Annotated in this window: 23 protein-coding genes; all 23 read right to left on the reverse strand. The window is 54.5% G+C overall.

Translation table 11 applies throughout. The features are described 5' to 3' along the window. Positions 1-379 (reverse strand): conjugal transfer protein TraQ (traQ, locus tag FHU12_RS26630; RefSeq protein ID WP_141973120.1); only part of this gene is annotated, 379 nt, incomplete at its 3' end. A gap of 10 nt (positions 380-389) precedes the next feature. Continuing rightward, on the reverse strand, positions 390-1,109 hold the full coding sequence (gene traP, locus FHU12_RS26635; protein ID WP_221627859.1) for a conjugal transfer protein TraP: 720 nt from the start codon (positions 1,107-1,109) through the stop codon (positions 390-392). Continuing rightward, positions 1,102-1,449, reverse strand: a complete 348-nt coding sequence (locus tag FHU12_RS26640; RefSeq protein WP_060441973.1) for a hypothetical protein — start codon at positions 1,447-1,449, stop codon at positions 1,102-1,104. The genes traP and FHU12_RS26640 overlap by 8 nt, the downstream gene beginning before the upstream one ends. A gap of 10 nt (positions 1,450-1,459) precedes the next feature. After that, positions 1,460-2,806, reverse strand: a complete 1,347-nt coding sequence (traO, locus tag FHU12_RS26645; RefSeq protein ID WP_089197767.1) for a conjugal transfer protein TraO — start codon at positions 2,804-2,806, stop codon at positions 1,460-1,462. 3 nt (positions 2,807-2,809) lie between these two features. After that, positions 2,810-3,784 (reverse strand): DotH/IcmK family type IV secretion protein, encoded by a 975-nt coding sequence (locus FHU12_RS26650; protein WP_221627863.1) that lies wholly within the window; start codon positions 3,782-3,784, stop codon positions 2,810-2,812. 23 nt (positions 3,785-3,807) lie between these two features. Further along, positions 3,808-4,515: a DotI/IcmL/TraM family protein gene (locus tag FHU12_RS26655; protein ID WP_089186981.1), complete on the reverse strand. Its 708-nt coding sequence runs from the start codon at positions 4,513-4,515 to the stop codon at positions 3,808-3,810. Between the two features lie 8 nt (positions 4,516-4,523). Beyond that, on the reverse strand, positions 4,524-4,877 hold the full coding sequence (locus FHU12_RS26660; protein WP_060432360.1) for a hypothetical protein: 354 nt from the start codon (positions 4,875-4,877) through the stop codon (positions 4,524-4,526). A 26-nt stretch (positions 4,878-4,903) separates the two neighbouring features. Next, complete coding sequence (locus FHU12_RS27310) at positions 4,904-8,218, reverse strand: LPD7 domain-containing protein (RefSeq protein WP_141973124.1); 3,315 nt, start codon at positions 8,216-8,218, stop codon at positions 4,904-4,906. A gap of 168 nt (positions 8,219-8,386) precedes the next feature. Further along, positions 8,387-8,872, reverse strand: a complete 486-nt coding sequence (locus FHU12_RS26670; RefSeq protein WP_141973126.1) for a hypothetical protein — start codon at positions 8,870-8,872, stop codon at positions 8,387-8,389. A 186-nt stretch (positions 8,873-9,058) separates the two neighbouring features. After that, complete coding sequence (gene icmT / locus FHU12_RS26675; RefSeq protein ID WP_089186984.1) at positions 9,059-9,346, reverse strand: IcmT/TraK family protein; 288 nt, start codon at positions 9,344-9,346, stop codon at positions 9,059-9,061. After that, positions 9,339-10,514: a plasmid transfer ATPase TraJ gene (traJ, locus tag FHU12_RS26680; RefSeq protein WP_141973128.1), complete on the reverse strand. Its 1,176-nt coding sequence runs from the start codon at positions 10,512-10,514 to the stop codon at positions 9,339-9,341. Before traJ ends, icmT begins: the two co-directional genes overlap by 8 nt. Next, a complete protein-coding gene (locus tag FHU12_RS26685; RefSeq protein ID WP_141973130.1) occupies positions 10,507-11,322 on the reverse strand; it encodes a type IV secretion system DotC family protein in 816 nt (271 codons plus the stop codon). Before FHU12_RS26685 ends, traJ begins: the two co-directional genes overlap by 8 nt. Continuing rightward, positions 11,319-11,783 carry a DotD/TraH family lipoprotein gene (locus FHU12_RS26690; protein WP_260440792.1) on the reverse strand — a complete coding sequence of 155 codons (465 nt, stop codon included), beginning with the start codon at positions 11,781-11,783 and terminating at the stop codon, positions 11,319-11,321. The genes FHU12_RS26685 and FHU12_RS26690 overlap by 4 nt, the downstream gene beginning before the upstream one ends. Before the next feature lie 100 nt (positions 11,784-11,883). Continuing rightward, positions 11,884-12,960, reverse strand: a complete 1,077-nt coding sequence (locus FHU12_RS26695) for an acyltransferase family protein (protein ID WP_141973131.1) — start codon at positions 12,958-12,960, stop codon at positions 11,884-11,886. A gap of 63 nt (positions 12,961-13,023) precedes the next feature. Next, on the reverse strand, positions 13,024-14,403 hold the full coding sequence (pilV, locus tag FHU12_RS26700) for a shufflon system plasmid conjugative transfer pilus tip adhesin PilV (protein WP_141973133.1): 1,380 nt from the start codon (positions 14,401-14,403) through the stop codon (positions 13,024-13,026). Continuing rightward, positions 14,400-15,068, reverse strand: coding sequence for a prepilin peptidase (locus tag FHU12_RS26705; RefSeq protein WP_141973135.1), 669 nt, complete (start codon positions 15,066-15,068; stop codon positions 14,400-14,402). The genes pilV and FHU12_RS26705 overlap by 4 nt, the downstream gene beginning before the upstream one ends. Continuing rightward, entirely contained in the window at positions 15,068-15,553 is a 486-nt protein-coding gene (locus tag FHU12_RS26710) for a lytic transglycosylase domain-containing protein (RefSeq protein WP_089186989.1), read from the reverse strand. The genes FHU12_RS26705 and FHU12_RS26710 overlap by 1 nt, the downstream gene beginning before the upstream one ends. A 55-nt stretch (positions 15,554-15,608) precedes the next feature. Then, positions 15,609-16,199, reverse strand: a complete 591-nt coding sequence (locus tag FHU12_RS26715) for a type 4 pilus major pilin (protein WP_060442022.1) — start codon at positions 16,197-16,199, stop codon at positions 15,609-15,611. 36 nt (positions 16,200-16,235) lie between these two features. Next, the gene (locus FHU12_RS26720) at positions 16,236-17,351 is read right to left on the reverse strand and encodes a type II secretion system F family protein (RefSeq protein WP_141973137.1); all 1,116 of its coding nucleotides are present in this window, start codon (positions 17,349-17,351) and stop codon (positions 16,236-16,238) included. Continuing rightward, the gene (locus FHU12_RS26725) at positions 17,348-18,838 is read right to left on the reverse strand and encodes a GspE/PulE family protein (protein ID WP_141973139.1); all 1,491 of its coding nucleotides are present in this window, start codon (positions 18,836-18,838) and stop codon (positions 17,348-17,350) included. The genes FHU12_RS26720 and FHU12_RS26725 overlap by 4 nt, the downstream gene beginning before the upstream one ends. A 5-nt stretch (positions 18,839-18,843) precedes the next feature. Beyond that, positions 18,844-19,416 (reverse strand): type IV pilus biogenesis protein PilP, encoded by a 573-nt coding sequence (gene pilP / locus FHU12_RS26730; protein WP_141973141.1) that lies wholly within the window; start codon positions 19,414-19,416, stop codon positions 18,844-18,846. Beyond that, the gene (gene pilO2 / locus FHU12_RS26735; protein WP_089197778.1) at positions 19,403-20,701 is read right to left on the reverse strand and encodes a type 4b pilus protein PilO2; all 1,299 of its coding nucleotides are present in this window, start codon (positions 20,699-20,701) and stop codon (positions 19,403-19,405) included. The genes pilP and pilO2 overlap by 14 nt, the downstream gene beginning before the upstream one ends. 3 nt (positions 20,702-20,704) lie before the next feature. Beyond that, positions 20,705-22,336, reverse strand: coding sequence for a PilN family type IVB pilus formation outer membrane protein (pilN, locus tag FHU12_RS26740; protein WP_060442017.1), 1,632 nt, complete (start codon positions 22,334-22,336; stop codon positions 20,705-20,707). Between the last annotated feature and the right edge of the window lie 17 nt (positions 22,337-22,353).

A 22,353-nucleotide genomic window follows, 5' to 3' on the forward strand; every position in this document is an offset into this window, starting at 1 on the left:
GCGCAATATAAACGCCAAATACGCGGATCAGCGTCAGCATGGCGTTCGCGGCATCGGCCGCCACGCCAAAGGTACCGACATCCACATAGCTGATGGCGTCGAAGGTCGCCCCCTGCCACCCCACCTGTCTGGCGGCAGCCCCGATCATTTGATCTAACCCCGCCAGCCCGCCGCACAGCAGCAACCAGGCGATAACCTTCCCTCCACCGGCGGCCTGCCCCGGCGACTTGCGCGAAGCACTGGCGTGGTGGGCCAGAAAAGTTATCGCGCCCACCACGGCAAACAGCATGGCCAGCGTAAACCCCAAACGGGTAAACGCCCCCTGCACGTTGTGGGCAAGATTAACCAGCAGCTGGATAGCATCACTTCCGTTAGGCATAGCACTTACCTCACTTCAGTACGCCTGCGCTGGTGCTGACTTCACGCGCCTGCGCATCTATGCCGGTGATCGTCACTCGCCCAAGCCGATCGCCCGCTTTGACCGCCCAGGTTTTACCCTGCCAGTACACCCACGCCATGCCATTTTGCACCGCATCAAGCCGCATGCCGGCAAGCGCAGAACGGACCCGGGGAACCGCACGGTCGTTAACCTGCGACACCACGGCTACGGGCTTTGCTTCAAGCACGGACAACCGGACAAGCAGTTGGTTGTTCTGCGCCTGCAGGTCTGCCATTTGCTGTTTCATCGTGGCCAGCGCGGTACTCTGCGTTTTAACCGTATCCGACAAACGGGAAATCGCCGTGCGGTTGGTTTCAGCAAAAGAACGGACACCTCCGACCATGGTAGCGACGTCGTTTTGCAGTTGAACCGAATCCGCGCTCCCGGCAGAGGTAACGGGTGCCAACGTCACTGGCGCCGGAGATTGCACATACTCAGATTCACTAAATGCGTCCGGTGTTGCTGCCGAACCGCTATCACCGCCATTCAAATCTGGGGCAAACAGATAAACTGCCGACAGTCCCAGTGTAAGAACGGCACCAGCCAGCCAGGGCAATGTGAGGCCAAACAGCAACTTGCGTTGCATTAAGCCAGGCTTGGCGGGCATAGGATGTGTTGGCGGAGATTCAGGCGGGGTGGATACTGTCGGGGCAGTTGAAAATTCACTCATATCTATTCTCCCGAGTAATCTTCTGGACCAGATGCTCATGTGCACACTCTGCGGCTTCCGGCCACGGGTTCATCGACGCCGCTTGCTCGAGGTTTACGCTGGGCAGGCCGTTGAAGTAACTCTCGAGCGCAACGCGCCCCTTTTCAAACCGATGATCGGTATGCATAAGACGGTACAACTCGGACACCCTATCTGAAGATACCCAGTCCTGAAGCAACCTGGGGGATATCACGTCAGGCTCACAGGCGTGCAAGCAGGCCAGCGCACAGTTCAGCGCCTGCCGTAGTTGACCTTCATTTAGCTGTTTTCGAGTAATGCCCGGATCAATTTTTCGTGCCATGGGATAGCCCTTATTGCTGTTGCAGCCTGCGCTGCGCTTCGATTCGTGCCTGTGTCTGTGACCGCCAGTCACTCTCTGTCCGCGGCATGCTTTCCGTCGGTGTCACCACCGGTGATGTGACCATGGGCGCCGCCGTTGTCCCCGCGTTGACCGCATCGGTTGAGTAAACCCCGCGCATGAACTGGATCGCGACCACCTGTTGCTTATCGACAAGGACCTGTTTCGGCGGTAACCGTGCCGCATCACTGCTCAGCACGTTTGCCGCCTGGCTGGCGGCGCCGCCGGCAATAACACCGGCAACGGCTTTACCATCCGGGGTACCCGGCCGCGTCGTCACTGCATTGAAGCCGTTCGTTACTACCTGCGTATTGGCTTGCGCATACATCTCGCCGATACCGCCGATCCCCTTCATCACCGCCGGCAATACAATGCGCGAGAAGTAATGGTTATTGACGTGGGAGGCGACGCTCGGCACCAGGCTCTCATCATTCAACGCATACGCGTCAACCTGATAGTTGACGCCCCCAAAGGCCATTTCGGTGAAGTGGATCACGACCCCATCTCCCGCCAACTTCGCGCCGGTGGGAGCTTTAAGTACCGCGCCGGCATAAGGCCCCGATACAAACTTCCCCAAGACAGGCGTCGTGCTGTTATCCGAATCCACACCGATATCAATCACACCCGGTCCGCGCCAGTAGGGAGGGATGACCACAGAAGGCGTGACCAGTGCCCCCCCCTGACCGGTATTCAGCGAGGCCATTTGCACCGATACGTTGCCTGGCAAACTGGCACTCCAGCTGCCAAAGCCCGAAACATCATCACCGCGTCCTCCGGGTGCATTACCCTCCCCGCCGCCAAGTGCCTGAGCCAGTTGTATACCGGCGGGTGGTGTTGTCGAATCCGCTCGCGGCGTCATCTGTGCCAGTAACGCATCCAGCGCTTTCTGACGCCGCTCGTCCTGCCGTTGCCTGTCAGCATCGGCCTGACGTGAATCACTGCGTCCCTGTCGGACAGTGGGGGCTGCCGATGGTTTTCGCGTATTTGCAGTCTGTGAGGGCAGCGTTACCGGCTCCTGCTCCAGCGGGATAGACGCGATAAAGCTGCTGTTGCGTTGCTGCGCGGCCGTCACGCCTTCCTGGTTGTACTGGCGCAGTAGCTCTCGATACGCCGGTGTCTCAGTCCCTTTACTGTGTACCGACGCCCCGACGCGATTGATATCAACCTGGGATGGCGCCGGCGGAGGCGTCGCCAGCCAGCTCCAGAGAAAATAAGTCCCCCCCACCAACGCCACCACGGCAGAGGCCACCAGAGTCAATGTCAGTTTTTTATCCCTTCCTGCATCATTTTCACTCGCCATGTCTTACTCCAGAGAAATGTTCAGCGCGGTGGTTTTTCCCATAACGGAAAACGTCACATAAGGCGTTACCGGCAACTTCCACAGGTGAGTGCCATCGGCAGAGGAAAGCGTCGCTTCAAACTCATCACGAATATCCGCGCGCGATCGGATGTACAAATCATCCCCCAGTTGCCATACCGTCGTGTCCGGTACGCCCCCCGTCACTTTGAGCCGCCGCGCCTCTTTAGGCGGAATGCCGTCAAGGAAGGTCTGCAGCGTACTGTCATGCAGGCCAATGCGACTTTCCGGGATCGCTGTCGCTTTGGCCGCTGGGCCGCGCCGTGGAACACGCATATCGAGCCGGCTGTCTACTGTCCAGGTTTTGGCAGCCGTATCCGGTTCGCCGCTGGTGACATTCAGCACGATGGGCACGGACAGCCCACTCAGATAAACGGTGATATTGCCGCTGACAAAAGGTTGCTTGGCATAGACCACCATTACCGGGCTGTCGGGCACCCAGTAAATCTGGAAGGCCGGATTACCGCTGATCGGCGCTGCACCCAATTTCCAGGGAGCACCGGTGCTGTCGATAAACGTCAGCGAACTGGGGTAGTTCATTGCCGTTCGCACCAGAGGCAAACTGGCCCCCGGCGCCAGATCGACGGTCAGCGCGCTGATGCGTGGTACCACCGCCACGGGAGGTGATGTCATCGCCCGGTTCACCTCGGACTGACGCGCCCGCAACTGCCTGATCTCATCCGGCGTCAGTGGGGATACGGCCTCCTCAGCCTGGGCATACAACGGTGAAGGCGGTGGCAGTGGATCGTTACCAGATAATCCGGCGCCATTCGGTAATGGTGGTTCAGATATCGGCCTCGCAGCCGGTGCCGCCGGCACCGCGGCCGTGGGCGCTTGACTTTGTGACCAACCCGACGGCGCAGAGGCAGCAGGTGCCTCTGCCCAGGCCGGCGCCGTCATCAGCGCCAGCAAAGTGCACATAAGGGTATTTTTCATGGGGAACCTCAGTTGGCGTTTGTCGAAATCATTTGAGTGACTTCAAGTCCCGCCGGCTTTTCCTGAACATCGGCGCGCTGGATGCGCAGAGTGAAGATAAAACGTTGGGCCGGCGTGCTGGTTTGCTGGCCATCAAGCTTGAGGGTAACCGGGTACTGGAATTCCCAGGTAAAACGATCGCCAAGTAACCCTTTGCTGCGTATGACGCCAGGCGCCACATCAACCGACAGGTTCATCCGCTGATTTTTCACTGCGGCAAGGATGTTTGACGATGTCAGGGCCTTGTTATAGCCCTCAAACCCCTGGTCGTTAAAACGCGGCTCCACGCGCGTCATCTGTGCGCGATAGTGAACAAAATCAAGCGTAAAGCCTTGACGTAAAGTATCGGCGCCAAATGCAGCGACATCCTCCGAGCTAAACGCCGGAATGTTTGTCGGTTTGGCAGGCGTCAGCCGTCCTTTCTCAGTTGCAAAGTATTTGACCGGGGGGTGTGCAACCTGCCACCCCAGATACCCGTTGAGGGAAAGTGACAGCACCAATGCCACGCACAACCACACCACGACGTTCAGGCAGCGATGAGCAAAAGCCGCGCCCAGCTCACGCTGGCGCTGCATGGACAGGGCGTGTGCATAGGCACGCGCCTCATCGTCTGAGGCCGGGGGTGCCATGTTCGGCGCCAGTGCCACCTCGGCAGAACTCTGTTCTTGCGTTTGCATGGGTCTCCTTAACGCCCCGTGAACTCTTGCCACGGGTCAATGGTGCCGGGGATGTAGTCGTTGATCTTGTCAACGGCCGCCTGACAGACCTTCTCGGACACCTGGTTCATGATGTCGGCAAGGCTGGGGAACGTGGGCAGTTGGATAGTGGTTGTACGTATCCGCGACAAACAATCCTGTAACTGGTCAGAGGCATTCTGTTCTCGCGACGCCCAGGCTTCGGCGGCCCGTCGAGCCTGCTCATAACCGGCTTTGCTGCCGGCTTCAGCCGCAGCCCCCGCACGGCAGGTGGAGGCAAAACTGGTAGCCGGCAGACAGCACAACGCCGCAAGCAGTGCGGCGCACACGCTTTTTTTAAACATAAAGAGAGTCCTTTGCGGTCAGTGAGTTATATCGGGCGAGGGTCGCCCGGCTGCGCCTTTGGCGCTGCCGCCGGCGCGGCCTTTGGGGAAGCGTTCTCATCGCGCCAACGTTCGTCAAAACCCAGTCGGGAATGAAGCGCGGGCGGTAAGCTGGCAGGAGCATCCAGTTTGCCAATTCGAACCTGGCTATCACCTTCCAGCTTGAAGGCGATGTTCTCGCGAGGTACTGGCTGGCCACTGCTGCGGTTGATCCCATTCCCACAGCCTACAGGTCTCGCCCCCTCAGGGGTGATCGTGTTGAACACCATGGGAGGCGCATCGTCTCTGCCTGGTAGCGTCACCAGCACATGCTGATATTCCCCCTGATGGCGAACCACCCCCTGCAGATATGGGCCATCGCTGCGCACCAGGTATAGATCAAGATGACCATCCTGCGTCCAGCTGCTGGCAACCGGCTCTCCCGCTCCCTTATCCATGGATGGCCGCGGTGCAGATAACACATCACCGGGTGTTTGACTGCCCTGACCATCTGGCCGCAGCCAGTACACCCCTTCCTGAGGCACTGCCGGCGGTGGCATATCAAGATGCAGCTGGTTGATGATGGCCGACTGGATTTTGGCAAATCTTGCCGCATCAAATGCCGCCAACTTGACCCCATCATCCTGACCGGTACGTACCGTATCACCCCCGGTAGGGGTCAGAGACCACTGATTGCGATGCGCTGTTTTTGACTCAAAGTGGGTAACCACCCCCTGATCGTCTTTCTGCGGAACCTGCACGGTTACGGCTTCTTTCCCCAACCAGGTAAGCGTGGCCATTCGCCCAGGCTGAATACGGGTTTCACGTAACAGCCCCGCCAACTCCTTACCCCAAAATGTTTGCTTTCCTTCCCGTGTCCGCAGCGTAATGAACGAGCTTTGTGATTCTCCGGGTTCAAAACGGAAAGGGGCGGTTCCACATTTGAGGACTTTGCCGGTGACACCCGCCGCCGCGGCTTTGTAGCTTTGGTGAATAGCGGCAGGAATACCGCTGTCAGGCTGGGCGGCATTCTCTTGCTGCCTGGCTGCAGGATGATTCCGTGTCTCAACAACAGGCTCAGCTTCTTGCGGTGCGGCGGGCGGTGTGGCAGCTGCAGGGCCGGAATGGTGCACCGGCGATGTAGCCGGTTGCGATGCGGGGGAATTTTCCGGCATTGGCACGGCATCACCGGTGACAGCGTCACGAACTGGCACTGGCGTAGCCAACTTTTTCCGCGCATCTTCCAACATGGCCTGCTGGGCAGGGACCTTCATCGTCACATTGATTTCATGCCGGGCAATCAGGGCGATCGCTTTTTCCTGAAAAGCGTCACTGCCGGTCAATTCAATACGGCCGCGGTAATACTGTGCCGCCGTCAACAACGCCGCCAGTACCTTCTCATCGCTTTGGCTGGCCCCCTCCGCCATATCCAATCGGGAACCCCGATCGATGAACGCGGGTTCGTTATCCAGTTTGTAGAGAACCGCATTGTCCCCCTGCTTTTCCCATGACAGCCGCTGAAGTAACGCATCCTTGTCTATCAACGCCACATCAGGATCAGCCGCCTCGCTGCTCGGACGTGGCGGGCCCACCCAGATGGCATCGACTGTTGATGATTTCTGAGCCTGTTCGGACTCAGAACGATGGGCCCATTGTGACGCCGGTATGGCATTTTCTAGCTGAGGTTCACTGTGTTGGCGAGGCGGCACACCCTCCAGGTCACTGACCGTATCGAATGGTATCTCCCGTGTCGGTTCAACAGCCTCAGGAATCGGTGCAATGTGTTCTGCAGCATCAACCGGTGCAGGTTCTGGCGCACTTCCTTCAGGATTAAGCCGTCCTGCCAGAGAAATAGGCGTGTCGCCGGAACGATCGGCTACATCAGAAACCACAGGGCCTTCTACAGGTTCGGCGCCCATATCAGGTAACGGTACGCCCGATGTCTCGGCTTGCGCGGCCCAGTACGCATAATCGTTAATATCGATCGGCGTTTCATCGACTACGGGAAGGTGATCCACAATCGGCTCAACAGGCCCGACATCGGCCTGAATAGAGGGCGGTTCTGTCGGCATCGGCGGCACTGCCTCAACCGGTGAAAACGGTGGTTCTTCCGGAATGGGCAGCGGAGCGCCATCGGATGGATGGTTCATTTTTTCTCTTTCCTCTTGGATAATATCCAGTGCACGGGCAATGTTGGCGGTCACGAGCAAACGTAGCCCATCCAGCCCTCGCGACTGGTGAAGGTCATTGAAATCGGTCAGCCCCAGTTTTTTTTCAGCATCAGTAAAGTCAGGCACAATTGCAGCACCGTAAGTCACTGATGACGCGGCCTGAGTAGCCATCATCACCCCTTTGTTCACCTTCTTTGCATGATCCAAATCGGCAAGGAAGATATGGGGGGTATCGGGATAACGCGCGTGCAGCACGTTGGCAATTGCGGCCATGTTGCCGGCATCAATGGTCATTACGACCGGCTGGCCAGTAGCAAGATTCAGGCTTCTGGCCGTGGCATACCCCTCGGCATACAACACTGGGGCGTCAGGCGTTAGCGGGCCGCCCACCACCAAGAAATTACCCTGCTTTGGCGCATCGCTGTAAAGCCGCTTATCACCGTCAGGCGTGATGTACTGCAAGGTGCGAAATTCACCCTCAGCATTAAAAAACGGCACCACCAGGGCACCGTTTTGAGTTTGTCGCAGCTCCGGCGTCGGGGATATCCCCTTTCGCACCAGATAAGGATGGGCAGGGTCTGCGCCCGGAAGCTTGTCGTATAGCGCCTGTGCTTTCGCTGTCTGTCGACGGTAATTGACCTCTCGCGCCCGTTCAGCTTCATCGTGCGCCTGCCGGGCAGCCGCTCGAATGTGCAGCCGGGCAACGGGATCGGCTTCTGTTCCACTGGCTTTCCAATTCGTGACAGATTTTTCCGTCTCAGCTCGGTGATAGTTGATGAACCAACCGCCAGGGCGCCGATCGAGGAACCCACGATAAACACCGCTTTTTTGCCCCTTCTTGTCCTCCAGCGTAGCGACGCGATGCCGCTTCCCATCCATCACCGGCAACCCCTTCACGATTAACCCCGCCTGCGTAAGGGCATCATGAAATTCTGCCTGAGCATCACCGCCGCCAGTGCTGATGGTCTTGTCGGGTAACCAAGCCTTCACGCGATCGATATCACTCCCCGGACGCGCATACCACAGAACGGCATCTTTATCCCAGGCCAGCGCCGAACGGCCATCGTCAAGTAGCCCTGCTGCTTTGCGAGCGTTTTCGCGTTCTTCATGGAGTACAGCCAGCCAAAGGCGGTGTTTGATTATTTGTCCCACAGTGTTCTCCTTAACGTTGAAATATATTTCAGCGTTCTAAAAACCTATTTGGGTAGATGAAAGGAAGGACTACCATAATGCATGAATTGTCTCAGCATGCCGACCATCAGCATTCACTCATTTATCACTTTGATGGTTTCATTTTCACAGAAATGGAAATCCTTATACCTAAAATGTTGGCAGCATGAATAAAAAACCAACCAGTACTAAAGAGACAGCCATAATGATGAGCACCTCAATACTTCCAGCATCCTTGAGCACCAATAAAATACAAATAAAAAAACTTATCAATGAACCAAGAGTGATTAATATCGCTAATCCTGTCACATCAAAAAAACACATGGCAATCGCGGTTATAATAAGAATAGCTGCATATATCGACGGAAACACCGGAATTGCATAGGATATAGTTTCCCATTCACGTTGCCACCAACCTGGAGAGCAATGTTCAGAAATAGATGAGTCGTTCGGTCTGTCTTGTCCAACGGTGGCTCTGACTAGTTTTAAACGCGTAATGACCGACTGGATATCAGTTTCCACTGGTGACGGCGCGCTTCTGTTGCGCCGCAATCTAAACTTTTCAACTCTTAGTAAGTCGACAATACAAGATATTTTAACGTAACTCGGATTCCCGGAGAGGTGTGACTCATTCATAACCTCCTTAAACAAAGTTAAAATGACAGGGGCAGACTCCAAGTGACTGTAAGTTTCTGCAATTACATGATAAGTGCTGCGTAGTTCATTACATATAACGAACTCATCAGGTGATTTATTTGACATAAAAACCTTGGGATTTAGCTAAGCTTGAGAAACTAACGTTTTTAAATCCAGTTCTGACCGTCATTCGCCCTCCGTAAAACGGCGGTACCACCACGGTCGACCCGACAGCAGTTTTCCTCGCAGCAGATAGACCAAGCGCGCAATAAGCACCGTCAATGTCCAACCAAAGGCCGACAGAATGCGGAAAAAAATGATGATGCCGCTGATCACATAAATCGTGTCCCAGGTGGGGAAGCGGAACCAGAACAGGTAAAGCAAAAATAACGGGGCCGGAACACCGTAAACATTGAGTCTGCGAGAAGCATTGCGCCAATAGCCCGGTGGCAAAGGTTCCTGCTCATCATGCATGTGAATGACCTCGCTCCAGTTCACGCAACTGATGGCTCGTCAGGGCAACGGCCAATTCGCTGCGGGCAATGCGCCCTTGTAAGTACAGGTGCCAGGCATGATCGGCAATGCGTCGTTTCTCAGTACGAATAATACCGTCAATGTGTTGGCCCCATCTGACGTATGGCATTTCCGATAGCCGTTCTCGCAAAGGGTCATCAAAAATAATGTATTCGCGCACGGCTTGCCGTTTGCCATCAGTTGTTCTTAGCAACTTCTGCACCACGATATACTGCAGCACACCGAGCATGTCATGCGCAATTGCCTCACGGATCTCCGCCTGGAATAGGTTCAAACAGCGAGGAATGGCCTCTCCGGGGGAGTGAATATGCAGTGTCGATAGACACAAATGGCCTAGCTGGCCAGCCTGTATCCCCGCTTCCACGGTTTCTCGGTCACGCATCTCCCCGACGCCAATCACCGAGGGGGCACGCCGCAGGTCAGCACGGATACCTTCAGCAAAATTAGCCACATCGCGACGGATCTGCAGCTGAGTCGCCGGTAAAATATCACCGCTCTTACCCAGAACAAACTCTATCGGATCTTCCGTCGTCGTCACTTTCCGGTCAGGATCATGATCGATACAGTGCCGATAGACCGATGCCAGAAAGGTACTTTTCCCAGAGCCGGTTTCACCGCCAATGAAGGCCAACCCCTTATGAGGCAGAACAACACTGCGCAGGTCATCCTCGATGCCCAACGAATCCAGCTCGGGGATCGCGGTCGGGATGACCCGCATGGTCAGTGCAATCGTCGTATCCAACCGCCCAGCCGTGGCCTGCACAAAATTGCAGCGAAAGCGCAACCGTTCACCGCGTTCCAGACCATAACGCTGGTACATGTCGCCATCGAGCTGCAGCGCTCTGTCGACTGGATAGCCGCCCCCGGCCGTTGCCCGGACCTCCGGTTCAAAGATCTCATCAATCAGTTTGGACAGGGTATCGTCAGCCAGCACAAAGGTGCTGGCTCGTCTCAATCGACCGTGGTGGCTGACAACCAGGTGATTGCCGCCCTGGATATGGATATCACTGACACTCTGCTTAGCACACCAGACAAAAAACGTTTTAAGTGCATTACCATCCAGGCCGGTCTCGAAGGTATAGGGAATAAACTCAGCAGATTCAGTCATTTTCTCCCTCTCTGTGTATGACCGGCTTCCATTTCGTCTTATCAGGCACAAATCCAGCGTGCTCCTTAAGACGACGAACTCGATCACCCGTGGTCAACTTGCTGCGATCGCCACTGACGGTTTGTTGCTGCTCAGTCACCACCGGAGAGGTGATATACCCCTGTTGCAACAAGCGTGAGTAAACCAACATGCCGCGGTAATCTCGGGTAAGGCGATTGAAATTGGCTTCCAATGTATGGTCAGCACTCTCTCGCCCTTCTTCCCATCCCTTTCGTACCGCCGCCTGCCACAGCGCTTTCTGGGCGCCGTTGGCTGGAATCACTGCAGCTTCAGGCCCATCAACAGCCGAAGTGGACAAGCCGGCGTTAAGCCAACTCCGCCAGGATGGCGGGTTACTGACAAAACGCTCCGGTGTGAGAATTTCATACACATGCGTAGCGGTTCTTATCTGATTCGGTGTGATATGGGCCACATCCTGCGCTTCACTGATCACCGGTGGTAGCCATCCTTGACGACTGATCAAGGTTCGGAAGTCATATAAGGCATCCAAGTTTTTAGACACAGCATCAAGGGTTTGACGTAACTCCCAGGCACGCTGCGCTTTTCCTCCTCGAAACCCCAATGTACGTCCAGCTTCTTCGAGCAGTTGGCGACGGGTTTCCGAAATATCCGACGATGACGGTTGTGAAGGGCTGAGATAACTGCTCATATCTGGCGGAGCAGACTCTAAAGGGGGTTGTGCCGCCGCAGCCGCATGGCCGTACAGCACCCCATTAACGAAAAGCAGCGTCAGAAAAGATCTTTTCATCTGCGCCCCCTCGGTTTTTCGGGTTGGGAAAAGGCTAGAGTGAGTTGCCCTGGAAATTCATGCAGTGTGGCCCGCCAGGCGGTTTGGACTTCGAGCATTCTCAGCAGGTTCTGGTAGGTCACCCCGTTGACGTGCACATTGACCGGCAGGGGGAGCCGTACACCGGTCCAGTTAAAGGTCAATCCTCTCTGCCGGGCCAGATGAGAAAGCAGCTCGACAGCATCACCATCCCAGTTGACGGTTACGCGCTGAGAATTGGCACTGATACCGGGTGTCAATAAAGGCGTTCGAACTTGGTTTATCGCGCCAGACAAATACAAATTATTCTGAGCGTTACTAATCTGCTCAGCATTATATTGAATATCTGTGTTTTTTAGCGGCATGACTGCGGTACTTTTAGCCGGAAATTGACATCCACTAAGCACCACAGGCACAAAGAGTAACATGCAATAAAGTTTCATGTTTCTTTATCCTGTATATCTGACTATTTCGATTAATTTGAATTTAGAATGGAGTTAGCAAAGAAAATAAAGCAAAGGGGCATCGCGCCCCTTTTATTAACTACACTACCTCATGCCTTACTGGCTTTTGTTTTCTCAGACTTACTGGCCTTTCAATAAACTTATACGACAAGTAGGCCAACCCGATGGAGATAACGCATGACAAAACAAACCTTGGTAAACCGTCAGGCACACCAATACTTTCAAACCGGTTTCCTATACCACCATTCATTAGTGTGTGGATAAGATAGAGAGAGAATGATATCTCCCCCAAAGTAATAAAGAATCTCGGCATGTATTTCGTTATGACCTCATCATTTAAGACTACAGCAATAAACAAAATTGACAGATACCACCCTGACATCGTTAGTCCATGACCCAATGATGGCATAAAGAAAATGAAGTAGCCTGTAACAATTATTGCAATAACTAATATTACTAAGCGTAACTGACCATTTAAGTTTTTTGTATAGGGATAGATAAGACCAAACCCAACGCCCACCAAAAACTGCCATATGATAGGGTTGGTCATTAAATTCAAGTAAGCTGAATTGAATTGATAGCCACTAACCCCCAAGGTTGGTGGTTGCCCTGCTAACAAAGGAAAAACAATAAGGCTTAACGAAAACACGCCAAACAACAGTAGCCATCGGTATTTTGATATCAGACAAACTGCCATGACCAGGTAGAAAAAAACTTCGTAATTCAATGTCCATCTAATACCATAGACACCACCATCATCTACATAGAACGGAGCATTATTGGCATCAATTGGAGAGAAAGTGAGTGCGCTTGCAAAATTACTCACTTTCTCTGGGTAATGGAACGTGCTCATGGCCCCAGATAAAAGGAAAGTAATTAGCAGGATAATAAAGTAGGTTGGAAGTATTCTCCTTGCTCGGTGTTTCAAAAACACCCCTGTCGCCGATAATCCTGGTTTTAGTTTCTTCGCTGAAAGCGTGATAACAAACCCACTTATTATGAAGAAAACATCAACGCCAATAGCCCCCCAGCCGAATAACTCATCTCCTAAGCTAGGATAGGAAAGATTTATATTCCATCTAAAGTGAAATAACATGACAAAAAGAGCAGCCAGGCCTCGAAGAGCCTGAACACTATCCAACCTGTTGTTATTCATACAAATTAGCCATAATTGCAACAAAGAGTGGGAATACTACCAAATGGAGGAATGCAATAGCTATCATTTTGCGCATAGTGCAACGGCACGCATACAACCTCCTGCATCACCGGGAGGTGAAACACGCCATGCATTAATATATGGGTCAGAACTCGATGTGTCTGGTGAATTTCGACCTTGATCCCAAGACCAACGGGTCATCTCCCACCCACCGGATAATAGCTTATAGCCGCTGGGGCAATAGGCGATTGATTGACCACTTTTATTATCGCATTTACTATCACCGAATGCGTTTACGGTCTCCGTGATCGATGATGTTTTCCATATAGCATTGACACAAGATAACACTGCCCCTGCTGAGTTTCTGCCCTGCAAACCATTAGGAGAGCACCCCTGCCCTTCTGTCGCTACACCATCCAACTGCAGATATTCACCAACCGACGCCCGGCCATCTGCCCGAACGGTTCCGCCTTTAAGCTGGCCGCTGGTATAAATCCCCTTGCCGTTCACCGATTTAATCCAGTCATTGTCATCCATGTATAACCCACCTCCGTGGTCTTCATTGAGCCAACCCTTACCATGTTTGGTAATTAACCAGCCGGTGTCACTGCGAACATCTCCATGAGCAGTGATCCAACCGCTCGACCAGACACTTTCACTGGCGATGAGACGCTTGCCATTTACATCCTGGCCTGCCCAAACATTCTGGGCCTCAACATTCCCGCCAAAACGCCCCGTCGTTGCATTAACATTATTCGCGTTATTCAAATCATTGGCGCCCATATCAATCGCAGTATGCATCTTGTTAAGATCGGGACGGCCATTAACCTGGAAGCGATACAGGCGATCACTTTCTTCAGCGCCACCGGCTAATACATCCGACGTCAGGTAAGCAGCAAGGTGGCCACTCTGCCCACTGAGGCCCATGCTAGCCAAATTGACTTGCCAGCCCCCGCCAGCACCGTTGGCAACATTGACGGGATCGATATACCCCCCAAGGCCAGAAGTGTTCTGAGCGATATAGCGTTGGCCCTTGAACGTAATATTTTGACCGCCAGCGGTCAACACAAAGGCGACCAGTTTGTCGGTTTGCGCAGGATTGCGTGTCACGGCAAGAATATAGGTTTGGGCGTTATTGTTGGTCAGGGAAAAACCCGCCGGCAAATACCCTTTATCCCTTAGGGTCTGCCCGGTTACAGTGACGTTGCCGCCCCCTTTGACCTGATTCAGTAAGGTGTCGTAATTATCTTTGACGTATCGGCGTGCACCCTGGCTCACCGTGCTCAGGTGTGTGGCCGTCACGACCCAGGTTTGCTCCTCTATATAGTTGGAGTATCTTTCCAGCCCGATAGGGGCGGCAATCAATACGATCCCCAGCACGATGGCCATTGAGATCAACGATACCCCCCGGTTGATACGAGGGTTGGCAACTTCAGCAGTCATAAAGCACCTGATAGGGTCAGTTGAGGGAAGCTTCCGGCCAAGGTCGCCAGTAAGGCGAACAGCCAGGGAGCATAAGGTTGAGCCGTTTTTTTCGTCAGCAACGCACCAACGATAAACAGCAAGAATGCACATCCACTCAGCACGCTGGCCAACTGCCAGGGAAACCAGGCACACAGCGCGGCGATCAGATGAACGTCGCCAAGGCCAAACCCTTCTTCACCCCGCAGGCGTTTGGCACCGTAGTGAAAGGCATAGAGGAACATAAACATGCCGATGCTACCTGTGAGCGCCTCCGTCAGGGTGATCGTGCTCCCAGGCAGAAAGGTAAACAGCAGACCAGTCAGCCAAAAACCGGAGGTATACCGCAGCGGTAGCCAGTAATTGCGCATATCAAGCAGCACCATGGGAATACCCCACGCAAACAGCCCCAGAATTTTGACCGTTCCTAACCAGGGGAAACCCGCGAGTGATGTCGTTGCGATCAGGACAGTACCGGTACCGGCGAAAACGATTGTGACGCCCCTGACCTGCAATCGGGTGAGTGGCGGGCCATCATGCTTAAGCAAGAATTTTTTCACCCCATGAACCAACGGCTGGGCACCAATAAACAGAGTGGCGCCGGCGCATACCATCAGTAACGAGAACTTCAGGAGATACAAAGCCATCAGGCGGCACCGCCTTTAAGCTTCATGTACATCGCATACACTTTTCGCGCGTAAATCATACGCCGCGGGCCGTTGTTATCAGCGAATCCGGCGTTATAGGAACCGAGGCATTGCCAATTTACCCCGCATTGTTTGAGGTGCTTTGCCAATATCCAGGCCCCGATCTGTACGTTGAGACAGCTGTTGGTCAGCAAATCCTGCTCACTGCGGATGATGCCCAACGCGCGCAATTGGGGAATATGTCGGTCATTGATTTGCATCAACCCGAAGTCACGGCTGGTAACTCGTCCGGCTTTATCGCGATTTTTGCCAATGGCTTGAGGATTTAGGCTGCTTTCGACAGTCGCCATTGAGCGAAGTAATAAAGGGTCGACTTTATAGCGCGCACCTGCCTCGTTAAAACAGAACGCCTGTGCCGGCAGCGAAAATAATAATGCCCAGCCCAGCACCAGACAGGCCAGGGCTCGTTGAAAGGAAAACAACATGAGAATGCACTCCAGATGGAGGCCGGCAACAGAACGTTGCCGGCTGCGATGGGCATCAGGTGTTGCTGGTAAAGGTAAGGGTGTTCTGTCCAACAGATCCTTTATCGGCAGTACACTGCGCCCCCACGGCGCTGGCAGCGATCGCGCCATTCGTCGATGTGCCATTGACCATGGTGGTAACAACACTCGGCGCCGCACTCAGTTTGGTGGCCAGAGTAATGCACGCCTCTTGAGGAACGGCCGCGTAAGTCAGAGAGAAGGAAGATTTCTGCCCACCGGCCGTTGCCACGGGTTGCACGGTGACAGCGCCCCCCCACAGGTTTTGCAACTTGGCGCTACCCGAGGATTTGGTACCGACAACCGTCATGTTGGCCGGCGCGCCCCCGAACTGGATCAGGGCGCCGGTCATGGCGTCAGCGGCGGCAAAATTATAAACACCGGATGTTTTCAACATGGTGCGGGTGTTGGTCAGAAGTTCTGCGGCATTATTGTACTCCGTACTGGCGTCGTTACGGTTAAACAGCCCTCCGCCCTGGGTAATGGCGATAGCTAATACGACGAGGACAAGAACAAAATAAATAGCCGCTTCAAGCAGGGTAATAACCCCACGGTTGATTGCTGACTGTCGAGTTTGTGTCAGTTCCATTACTGTTTCCTTTAGGTTTTGATGAGAGTGGGCGGCTTAACGTGTGCCCACGAGGTCGTTGAGGTTTTGTGTGGCCAGGAGGATCAGGATCATGTAGCCAGCGTTGGTGCCCAATGCGATGTATGAAAGCAAAGACGCCGTCCGCTTGATCCGGGCTACAGTTTGCACAAGCCAGGCCCGTGCAAAATTTTCAATAATGATTTCAGCGTTATCGCCGTCGGTCAGCAGGACCAGTTTGTCGATAGCACGCGGAGAGGGGAATCCGTAGCCGGCATTGCGCAACGCCAACCCAAGGTGGTCACCTTGCCTAACCTGACGCTGGGTTGCGGCCAATCGCTCATATAACCAGGGCGGTGCATAACGGCTCAGCATGTCGATGGCGTCTTCCGTCTTCACCTGAGCACGCATCAACGCACTGAAATTAAGTAAAAAACCCACTCCCAGCACGTCGCGATACACGCTCCAGGGCAATAGACGGTCCAAAACATGCTGCCGCACCGTTCCCGTCAAGTTCGGCATTGACCAGACGACGAAGCCAATCAGCAGGAGTACCAGCCCACCAAGAATAATTGCATGATTGACAAAGAATTCTGAGATGGTGCTGAGCCACCACAACGCCCCAGTCCAATTATCTCGGGCAGACAATGACTCCAGGCGGGGAAGGAAATAGACAGTGACCATCTTCATCATGGCAAACGTGGTTGCCAGCAACAGCATCGGGTAAGCCAACGTGGACACCAATGCTGATTTCATATCCGACATGCCCTGCACCACGGTGATCGCCCGGTATAGGGCAGCAGCCAGGTTGCCGTCCTGAACGCCGGAGCTAAGGATGGCGGCCTCCTGCCGGGGTATCCAGGACGCCAATCCCTGGTCGACTGACCGGCCCTGACGCAGGGCACTGAGCATATCCTCCAGGCAATAGACGACCGGCGGGCGTTTATTGCCATAGCTCCCTATCATTGAATTGATGGCTTTCTCAACTTTGAGGTTGTTGTCGAGCAGGAAAGCCAGATCCTCGTAGAGCGTCAGGCGGTCTGCGGTGGAGAACGTCTTTTGCGCCAACCAGCGCCCTACCCCTTCATTCATTCTTTCCGATGACGGCATCCTGCCCCGTAGCGCCGTCAACCGTTCGCGCAAACGGGAAATCATAATGCAGCCTCCGGGGGTAATAATGTCAGGCTGTCCTCGTCCAGCGGGCTGATATAGTCCGCATCAATCGGGTCGACCAGTCCGTCATGGAGATAACGCATCAGGTGCTGACCGCGCGTGATACCGCCCAGCGCGTTCACCCAATAACTGCGCGCAGCCAGTTTGCCCTCATGGCGAAACAGCTCCATGAATCTGGCATCGGGACGAATGACTTCAGCAATGACCCGCCGGCCGATTACGCCTTTGTAACAGTGCTCACATCCCTCAGGATGGCGAAAAGCCAGCTTTTCGACCTGACAAAAGCGTTCAAGCAGCGCTCTTTTCTCCTCTCCCAGACTTGCTCTGACCGCCTCCCAGCGTTTCTTGCAGTGAGGGCACAACAGCTGCACCAGCCGCTGCGCGATCAAGCCAATCATGACTTGAGGATCGGCCACCTGGCCCATGGGGATACCCAGAGTATCGGTCAGGCGATCAAGAATGCCGACCGCATCATTCGCATGCAGCGTGGTTTCCACCAGGTGTCCTGACTTGGCCGCCGTCAAAGCAGACTTAACCGAGTTGGCATCACGAATTTCGCCGACAACCATGGCATCAGGGTCCAGCCGTAATGCGGCAGAAATAGACCTGACCCAGGCACGGCTAACAGCGTCCGGATCGTTTTTATCGGCAATGATGGGGGTTTGTACCGCGCCCAAAATCAACCCTTCTGGAGGGTCTTCCAGCGTCATCAGTCGTTTTCGATGGCCGGTAAACGACAGGTACATTTCGCTGAAGGTGCGCAGGGAGGTACTTTTCCCAGAACCGGTAGGGCCGGACAGGATGATGACGCCTTCAGGGCGCGCCAGCATACGGCGAATAAGGGTTTGCTGTTCCGGTAGAAAACCCAGTTCGTCGAGCGTAGGCGGCGTTTTACCCTCATCGGGCAAAATGCGCATGACCACATACAGACCGAATTCTGCCGGCGTATGCGCATAACGCGCCCCGAAGAGCTGAAGCCCTTGCAGAAACTCTTTACGCACCCGCCCATCCTGAGCGCGATTGGGGTTAAAACTCTTCTCGGCCACATCGCACATCGACATCACAATCGTTGACGCCAGCGTCATCCCTTCCGCGCAATCCAGCGTTGTCACCGTTTCAAGATCGCCATGAACACGAAATTGCACCACCGTCACATCATTCATCCCGATCAGCAGATGAATATCACTGGCGCCTTTCATCTTGGCATCCTTGAAGAAGCTAATAATCTTCGCCTGTTGAACGGAATATTCGTTAGCGTTGGGGTTCTCAGTGAGCTGGCTTTGCTGCATCTCTTTCAGCTTATCGAGCTGAACCCGTTTAACCTGCAGCCTGGGGTGTTTTTTAAACGCGCCGGCAATCTCTGACGTGACGGCCAGACTATTATTGTGTGCGTCAGACACATACAGCGTCGGGGCATCAGTATTGGTCAGATCTAAATGGATATAGGTTGAACCACGTTTCTCATACATATGGGTTACCCCGCAAAGGAAAGAGAGACCAGTGTTTGGTTCTTCCCGGAGACCACGACTTCATTGATGTTGATCCGTTTAACAACGAACTCCGTACCCGGGATACGATTTCCCACCTGCACCGTAACCTGATTGCCGTTGCTGAGTGCCAGCACGGCCGTGAAGCCTTTACCCGCGCCGGTGATCTCCACAATTTGCGGCGGTGCAGCATCTTTCACCGCGCCCTTGACCTCGGATTTGTTGTCCTGAGAAGGTGGCGCCGGGTTGAAAGGCTGATCCAGTGCACGGTCATACCCGTTCTTTTGCAGTTCATTCAGCGCCTTGGCCCTGGCCAGCTGGGCCTCATACAGCACTGTCTCTGCCTGGATGGCTTCCAGTTGACCAAGATTTAACGCTCGCCCAGCCTCCGCGCGCGCGAACGTGGTCGGCAGAGGAAGATCCGCTGTCGTGGGTGGCTTCACCGGCGGTGAAGCGGGCGGAGCCGCCGGTATATCTGCGACCGGCGCGGCGAAGACACCAGGTGCAATCAGCACCAGGCACAACGCCCAGGGCGTTACTCTGGATTTAGCGGTTGGCATACAGAAGTCCCTCAATGGTGTATTCCAGACGGTTGTTTTTGAGCGTGGTCGTGATGCTGGACGCCCGTATTCCACTGCTGTTGAAGCGCGTTGGCGCAAACAACCGATCGGGCGGAATATCGGTAATGAACGTGAAGCTGTAGGTACGCCACGGCAGATTTTGTACGTCGCCCTGCGTTAACTGCGTGCTTACGTCCATTTCGCTTAGGCGCAAGCGCGCATTGATACGCTGGGCATAACTGGTTAGGTGCTGAATTTGCTGGCTGCCCGGGAGAAGATCTTCGGGATGTTCTGGAGGAGAAAGTGGCACCGGTAACGCAAAAGAGGCGTCGTCTGCGCTACCGGGAATATTAAAAACGGGTTGAATATCTGAACCATAGAGCACCGGCAATCGCAAGGCAAAATCCCCTACAGTGCCACCGTTCGGCAAGGTGTAGTGCAGTATGATTTTTCCCTGCGCATCACACGTTGCTGTATTGAAAACCCAGCCTGCAATAGAGATCTGCGCGTCTTTCCATACGCGACTGCAGGCGCTGAGCATCGGTGGAAACCGCGGTTGTGTAGCCCAGGGTTTCAGGTTGTCGGCCGGCGCCTGTTGTGCCATCTGTTGCCTGGCCATCAGCGCGGCCTGAGCTGCTGCTATGCGCGCATCTTCCTGGTGTTTCTCCCAGGCCGAATAACCCACATACCCGGCCCCCAGGGCCACCACTGCTATGCCCCAAAGCCACAGTACCTTCGGATCATGAGTCTGACTCAGCCGGGCCCGGCGCAAACCGACCTTGCTATCGACCAAGTCCGTGAGCGATTTATCTTCCGTGTCTTCCCCGGGAAAGAAACCGCCAGGAGCATATATCATCCACCCCGCAGCAGGCGCTGAGGTGATAGCCAGAAAATTGGAAACCGCAATGCGTATAGCCGTTTCATCCCCGACAATATCACCGAACGGGGAAAGCATGCCGTCACTGACAGCGACGAACCAGTATTGCCCATTGGATAACGGGAAAACGCCATAGCAAGCCTCTGGCAATGCCGGCAGAACCGCCAACGCCATCGAAGCCAGCCCGCCTCCTTTTCGAACCGCCTTGCCGGCGAGATTGACAGTGCCCAGTAAGGTACCTTGTGCCTGGCCGTCACCGGTTGGCAATGCTGCCCAATGCGTAGCCTTGGCCTCCTTCGCACGCAAACGCATGCTGCGGCGCCCACGCAGCGGCAAATACTGCCAGTGCAACCCGGCCACAAGCCAGGCGTTCCCATTCTGCAGCGTGTAGGTAGTCTGTTGTTTCATGGCTTATCCCAAAATGACCGGAGTGATAAGAATGACCAGCATGGTTTTGTTATTTTCGCCGTTGGCACCGCCGCCGAGTCCAAAGAAGCGGAAGCTGCCGACGCCCTGGCGATTTGCGGTGTTGTTGAGAGATTGGTAACCACTGAGAACCAACGTTTGTCCGGATTGCATAATGACGCGCTGGGTAAAGGTTTTGAGGCGTGTTTTCATTAACTCAACCGACGTTTTTTCGCTGGTGAACGTGCGCATGGTCGGGTCATCTGACATATTGATCGCAAACTGCAGCTGCATTTTTGGCGACTGGGGCATCAGGAACGGCAGCACGGTCATGTTGAAACCGGTTGTGATCGTGGATTTGGTGATACTGCTCGATGAACCGACGTTGGCCGTGTTCTCCGTAGTGACGTTGGAGGCATAGTCCTGCTGCAGCGCAACTTGGATCGGCACCGCTGACAGGTTAGTGGTCATGCTCGAGGCCTCTGTCATTACGCTGACATTCGCCTGTTCCGACAGGGCTTTGATAAAGGCTTTGGTGCCCGCCCCTTTGCCATCAAGGATAGAAACCCCACCGTTCAACGCATCTGAAGCCGCGCCGGTAAACGCGTTGGTCAGTGACAAGCCGACGCTGCCACTGTTGAATACGGCGTTCCAGTCGATGCCGTACTGATCCTGAGTGCGTTTTTCGACGCTGTAGACCTGCACGTTGAGTACGACCTGGCGGTTGAGTTCTTTATTGCGGTCTTCCAGATAACGGCCTATCTGCTCAAGAACGCGTGGCGTATCCGTCACCGTCAGGACGCCGGCGGACAAATTCATGCGACCGGTACCGGGCGTTAACATCGACTTAATGGTATTGGTGACGTCCTCGTACAGGCTTGATTTGATTTCCATCTCAGTCGCCTGAGAGGTATTGGAGTCACCACTGAGCCCACCGCCGCTGCTGTCACCCGTTGCCCCCATCGATGAAGTGGTTCCGCTCACGGTTTTAGAGCCAAAACTCGCCTTGCTGTCCATGAACATGACCGGGAACGTCCGGGTGTCGAGATAGAAAATGGCGATCCGGCCCTGCTCATAGCGCCATGACAGCCCAAGACGAGTGGTGACATTATCAAGCAATCCGCCCAACTCCCCCTGCCAGAACACGCCCCTGAGCGCAGTGCCACCACTAACGACCGGCGCCGCGCGGGCAGATGAACCGCCCAACGCGGCTAATGGCACCAGCCCATTTGGGTCTGGCGCCGGAACCGGGCCACTTATCTGCTCAGTTTTGCCACCAGTCGGTGCCAAGATAGCCTGCGCATCAGGCGTCACCACAACCGGCAAGCGACAACGCTTACTGATGAAAGCACTGACTTCCGCCAGTGTGATACTCCCTGGACGATTGATGGCCACAGCGCAAGGAGGCAACAAACTATTGCCACCAGGCTGAGCATTTAACGGGTAAGGGTTGATCCACTGAGAGGTTAAATCCCGCACCACAGAGCCCTTTTTAAGAGCATGCAGATGTTTATCTGCCTGATTTTCGTCCCGTGAAACTTGATTATCGATCTTATCGATGCGCTCAAGCGGCGCACAGCCGGAAAGCAGCAAACACAACGTCGCCGCCAACCCGGTCAAGGGGAGGTGTTTTTTCATTGTTAACCTTATGAGGA

It is taken from the genome of Serratia marcescens (assembly GCF_006715005.1).
GTDB classification, from domain to species: domain Bacteria; phylum Pseudomonadota; class Gammaproteobacteria; order Enterobacterales; family Enterobacteriaceae; genus Serratia; species Serratia montpellierensis.

What these genes read in the sequence shown, in the direction of transcription:
- FHU12_RS26720 (WP_141973137.1), bottom strand. Translation starts at nt 17,351, where the DNA reads ATGATTTCCCGTTTGCGCGAACGGTTGACGGCGCTACGGGGCAGGATG.
- FHU12_RS26655 (WP_089186981.1), bottom strand. Translation starts at nt 4,515, where the DNA reads ATGCAAACGCAAGAACAGAGTTCTGCCGAGGTGGCACTGGCGCCGAAC.
- pilN (WP_060442017.1), bottom strand. Translation starts at nt 22,336, where the DNA reads ATGAAAAAACACCTCCCCTTGACCGGGTTGGCGGCGACGTTGTGTTTG.
- FHU12_RS26715 (WP_060442022.1), bottom strand. Translation starts at nt 16,199, where the DNA reads ATGGAACTGACACAAACTCGACAGTCAGCAATCAACCGTGGGGTTATT.
- pilV (WP_141973133.1), bottom strand. Translation starts at nt 14,403, where the DNA reads ATGACTGCTGAAGTTGCCAACCCTCGTATCAACCGGGGGGTATCGTTG.
- traJ (WP_141973128.1), bottom strand. Translation starts at nt 10,514, where the DNA reads ATGACTGAATCTGCTGAGTTTATTCCCTATACCTTCGAGACCGGCCTG.
- FHU12_RS26685 (WP_141973130.1), bottom strand. Translation starts at nt 11,322, where the DNA reads ATGAAAAGATCTTTTCTGACGCTGCTTTTCGTTAATGGGGTGCTGTAC.
- FHU12_RS26710 (WP_089186989.1), bottom strand. Translation starts at nt 15,553, where the DNA reads ATGTTGTTTTCCTTTCAACGAGCCCTGGCCTGTCTGGTGCTGGGCTGG.
- FHU12_RS26705 (WP_141973135.1), bottom strand. Translation starts at nt 15,068, where the DNA reads ATGGCTTTGTATCTCCTGAAGTTCTCGTTACTGATGGTATGCGCCGGC.
- FHU12_RS26725 (WP_141973139.1), bottom strand. Translation starts at nt 18,838, where the DNA reads ATGTATGAGAAACGTGGTTCAACCTATATCCATTTAGATCTGACCAAT.
- traO (WP_089197767.1), bottom strand. Translation starts at nt 2,806, where the DNA reads ATGGCGAGTGAAAATGATGCAGGAAGGGATAAAAAACTGACATTGACT.
- FHU12_RS26660 (WP_060432360.1), bottom strand. Translation starts at nt 4,877, where the DNA reads ATGTTTAAAAAAAGCGTGTGCGCCGCACTGCTTGCGGCGTTGTGCTGT.
- icmT (WP_089186984.1), bottom strand. Translation starts at nt 9,346, where the DNA reads ATGCATGATGAGCAGGAACCTTTGCCACCGGGCTATTGGCGCAATGCT.
- FHU12_RS26690 (WP_260440792.1), bottom strand. Translation starts at nt 11,783, where the DNA reads ATGAAACTTTATTGCATGTTACTCTTTGTGCCTGTGGTGCTTAGTGGA.
- FHU12_RS26695 (WP_141973131.1), bottom strand. Translation starts at nt 12,960, where the DNA reads ATGAATAACAACAGGTTGGATAGTGTTCAGGCTCTTCGAGGCCTGGCT.
- FHU12_RS26640 (WP_060441973.1), bottom strand. Translation starts at nt 1,449, where the DNA reads ATGGCACGAAAAATTGATCCGGGCATTACTCGAAAACAGCTAAATGAA.
- FHU12_RS26650 (WP_221627863.1), bottom strand. Translation starts at nt 3,784, where the DNA reads ATGTGCACTTTGCTGGCGCTGATGACGGCGCCGGCCTGGGCAGAGGCA.
- traP (WP_221627859.1), bottom strand. Translation starts at nt 1,109, where the DNA reads ATGAGTGAATTTTCAACTGCCCCGACAGTATCCACCCCGCCTGAATCT.
- pilP (WP_141973141.1), bottom strand. Translation starts at nt 19,416, where the DNA reads ATGCCAACCGCTAAATCCAGAGTAACGCCCTGGGCGTTGTGCCTGGTG.
- pilO2 (WP_089197778.1), bottom strand. Translation starts at nt 20,701, where the DNA reads ATGAAACAACAGACTACCTACACGCTGCAGAATGGGAACGCCTGGCTT.
- FHU12_RS26670 (WP_141973126.1), bottom strand. Translation starts at nt 8,872, where the DNA reads ATGAATGAGTCACACCTCTCCGGGAATCCGAGTTACGTTAAAATATCT.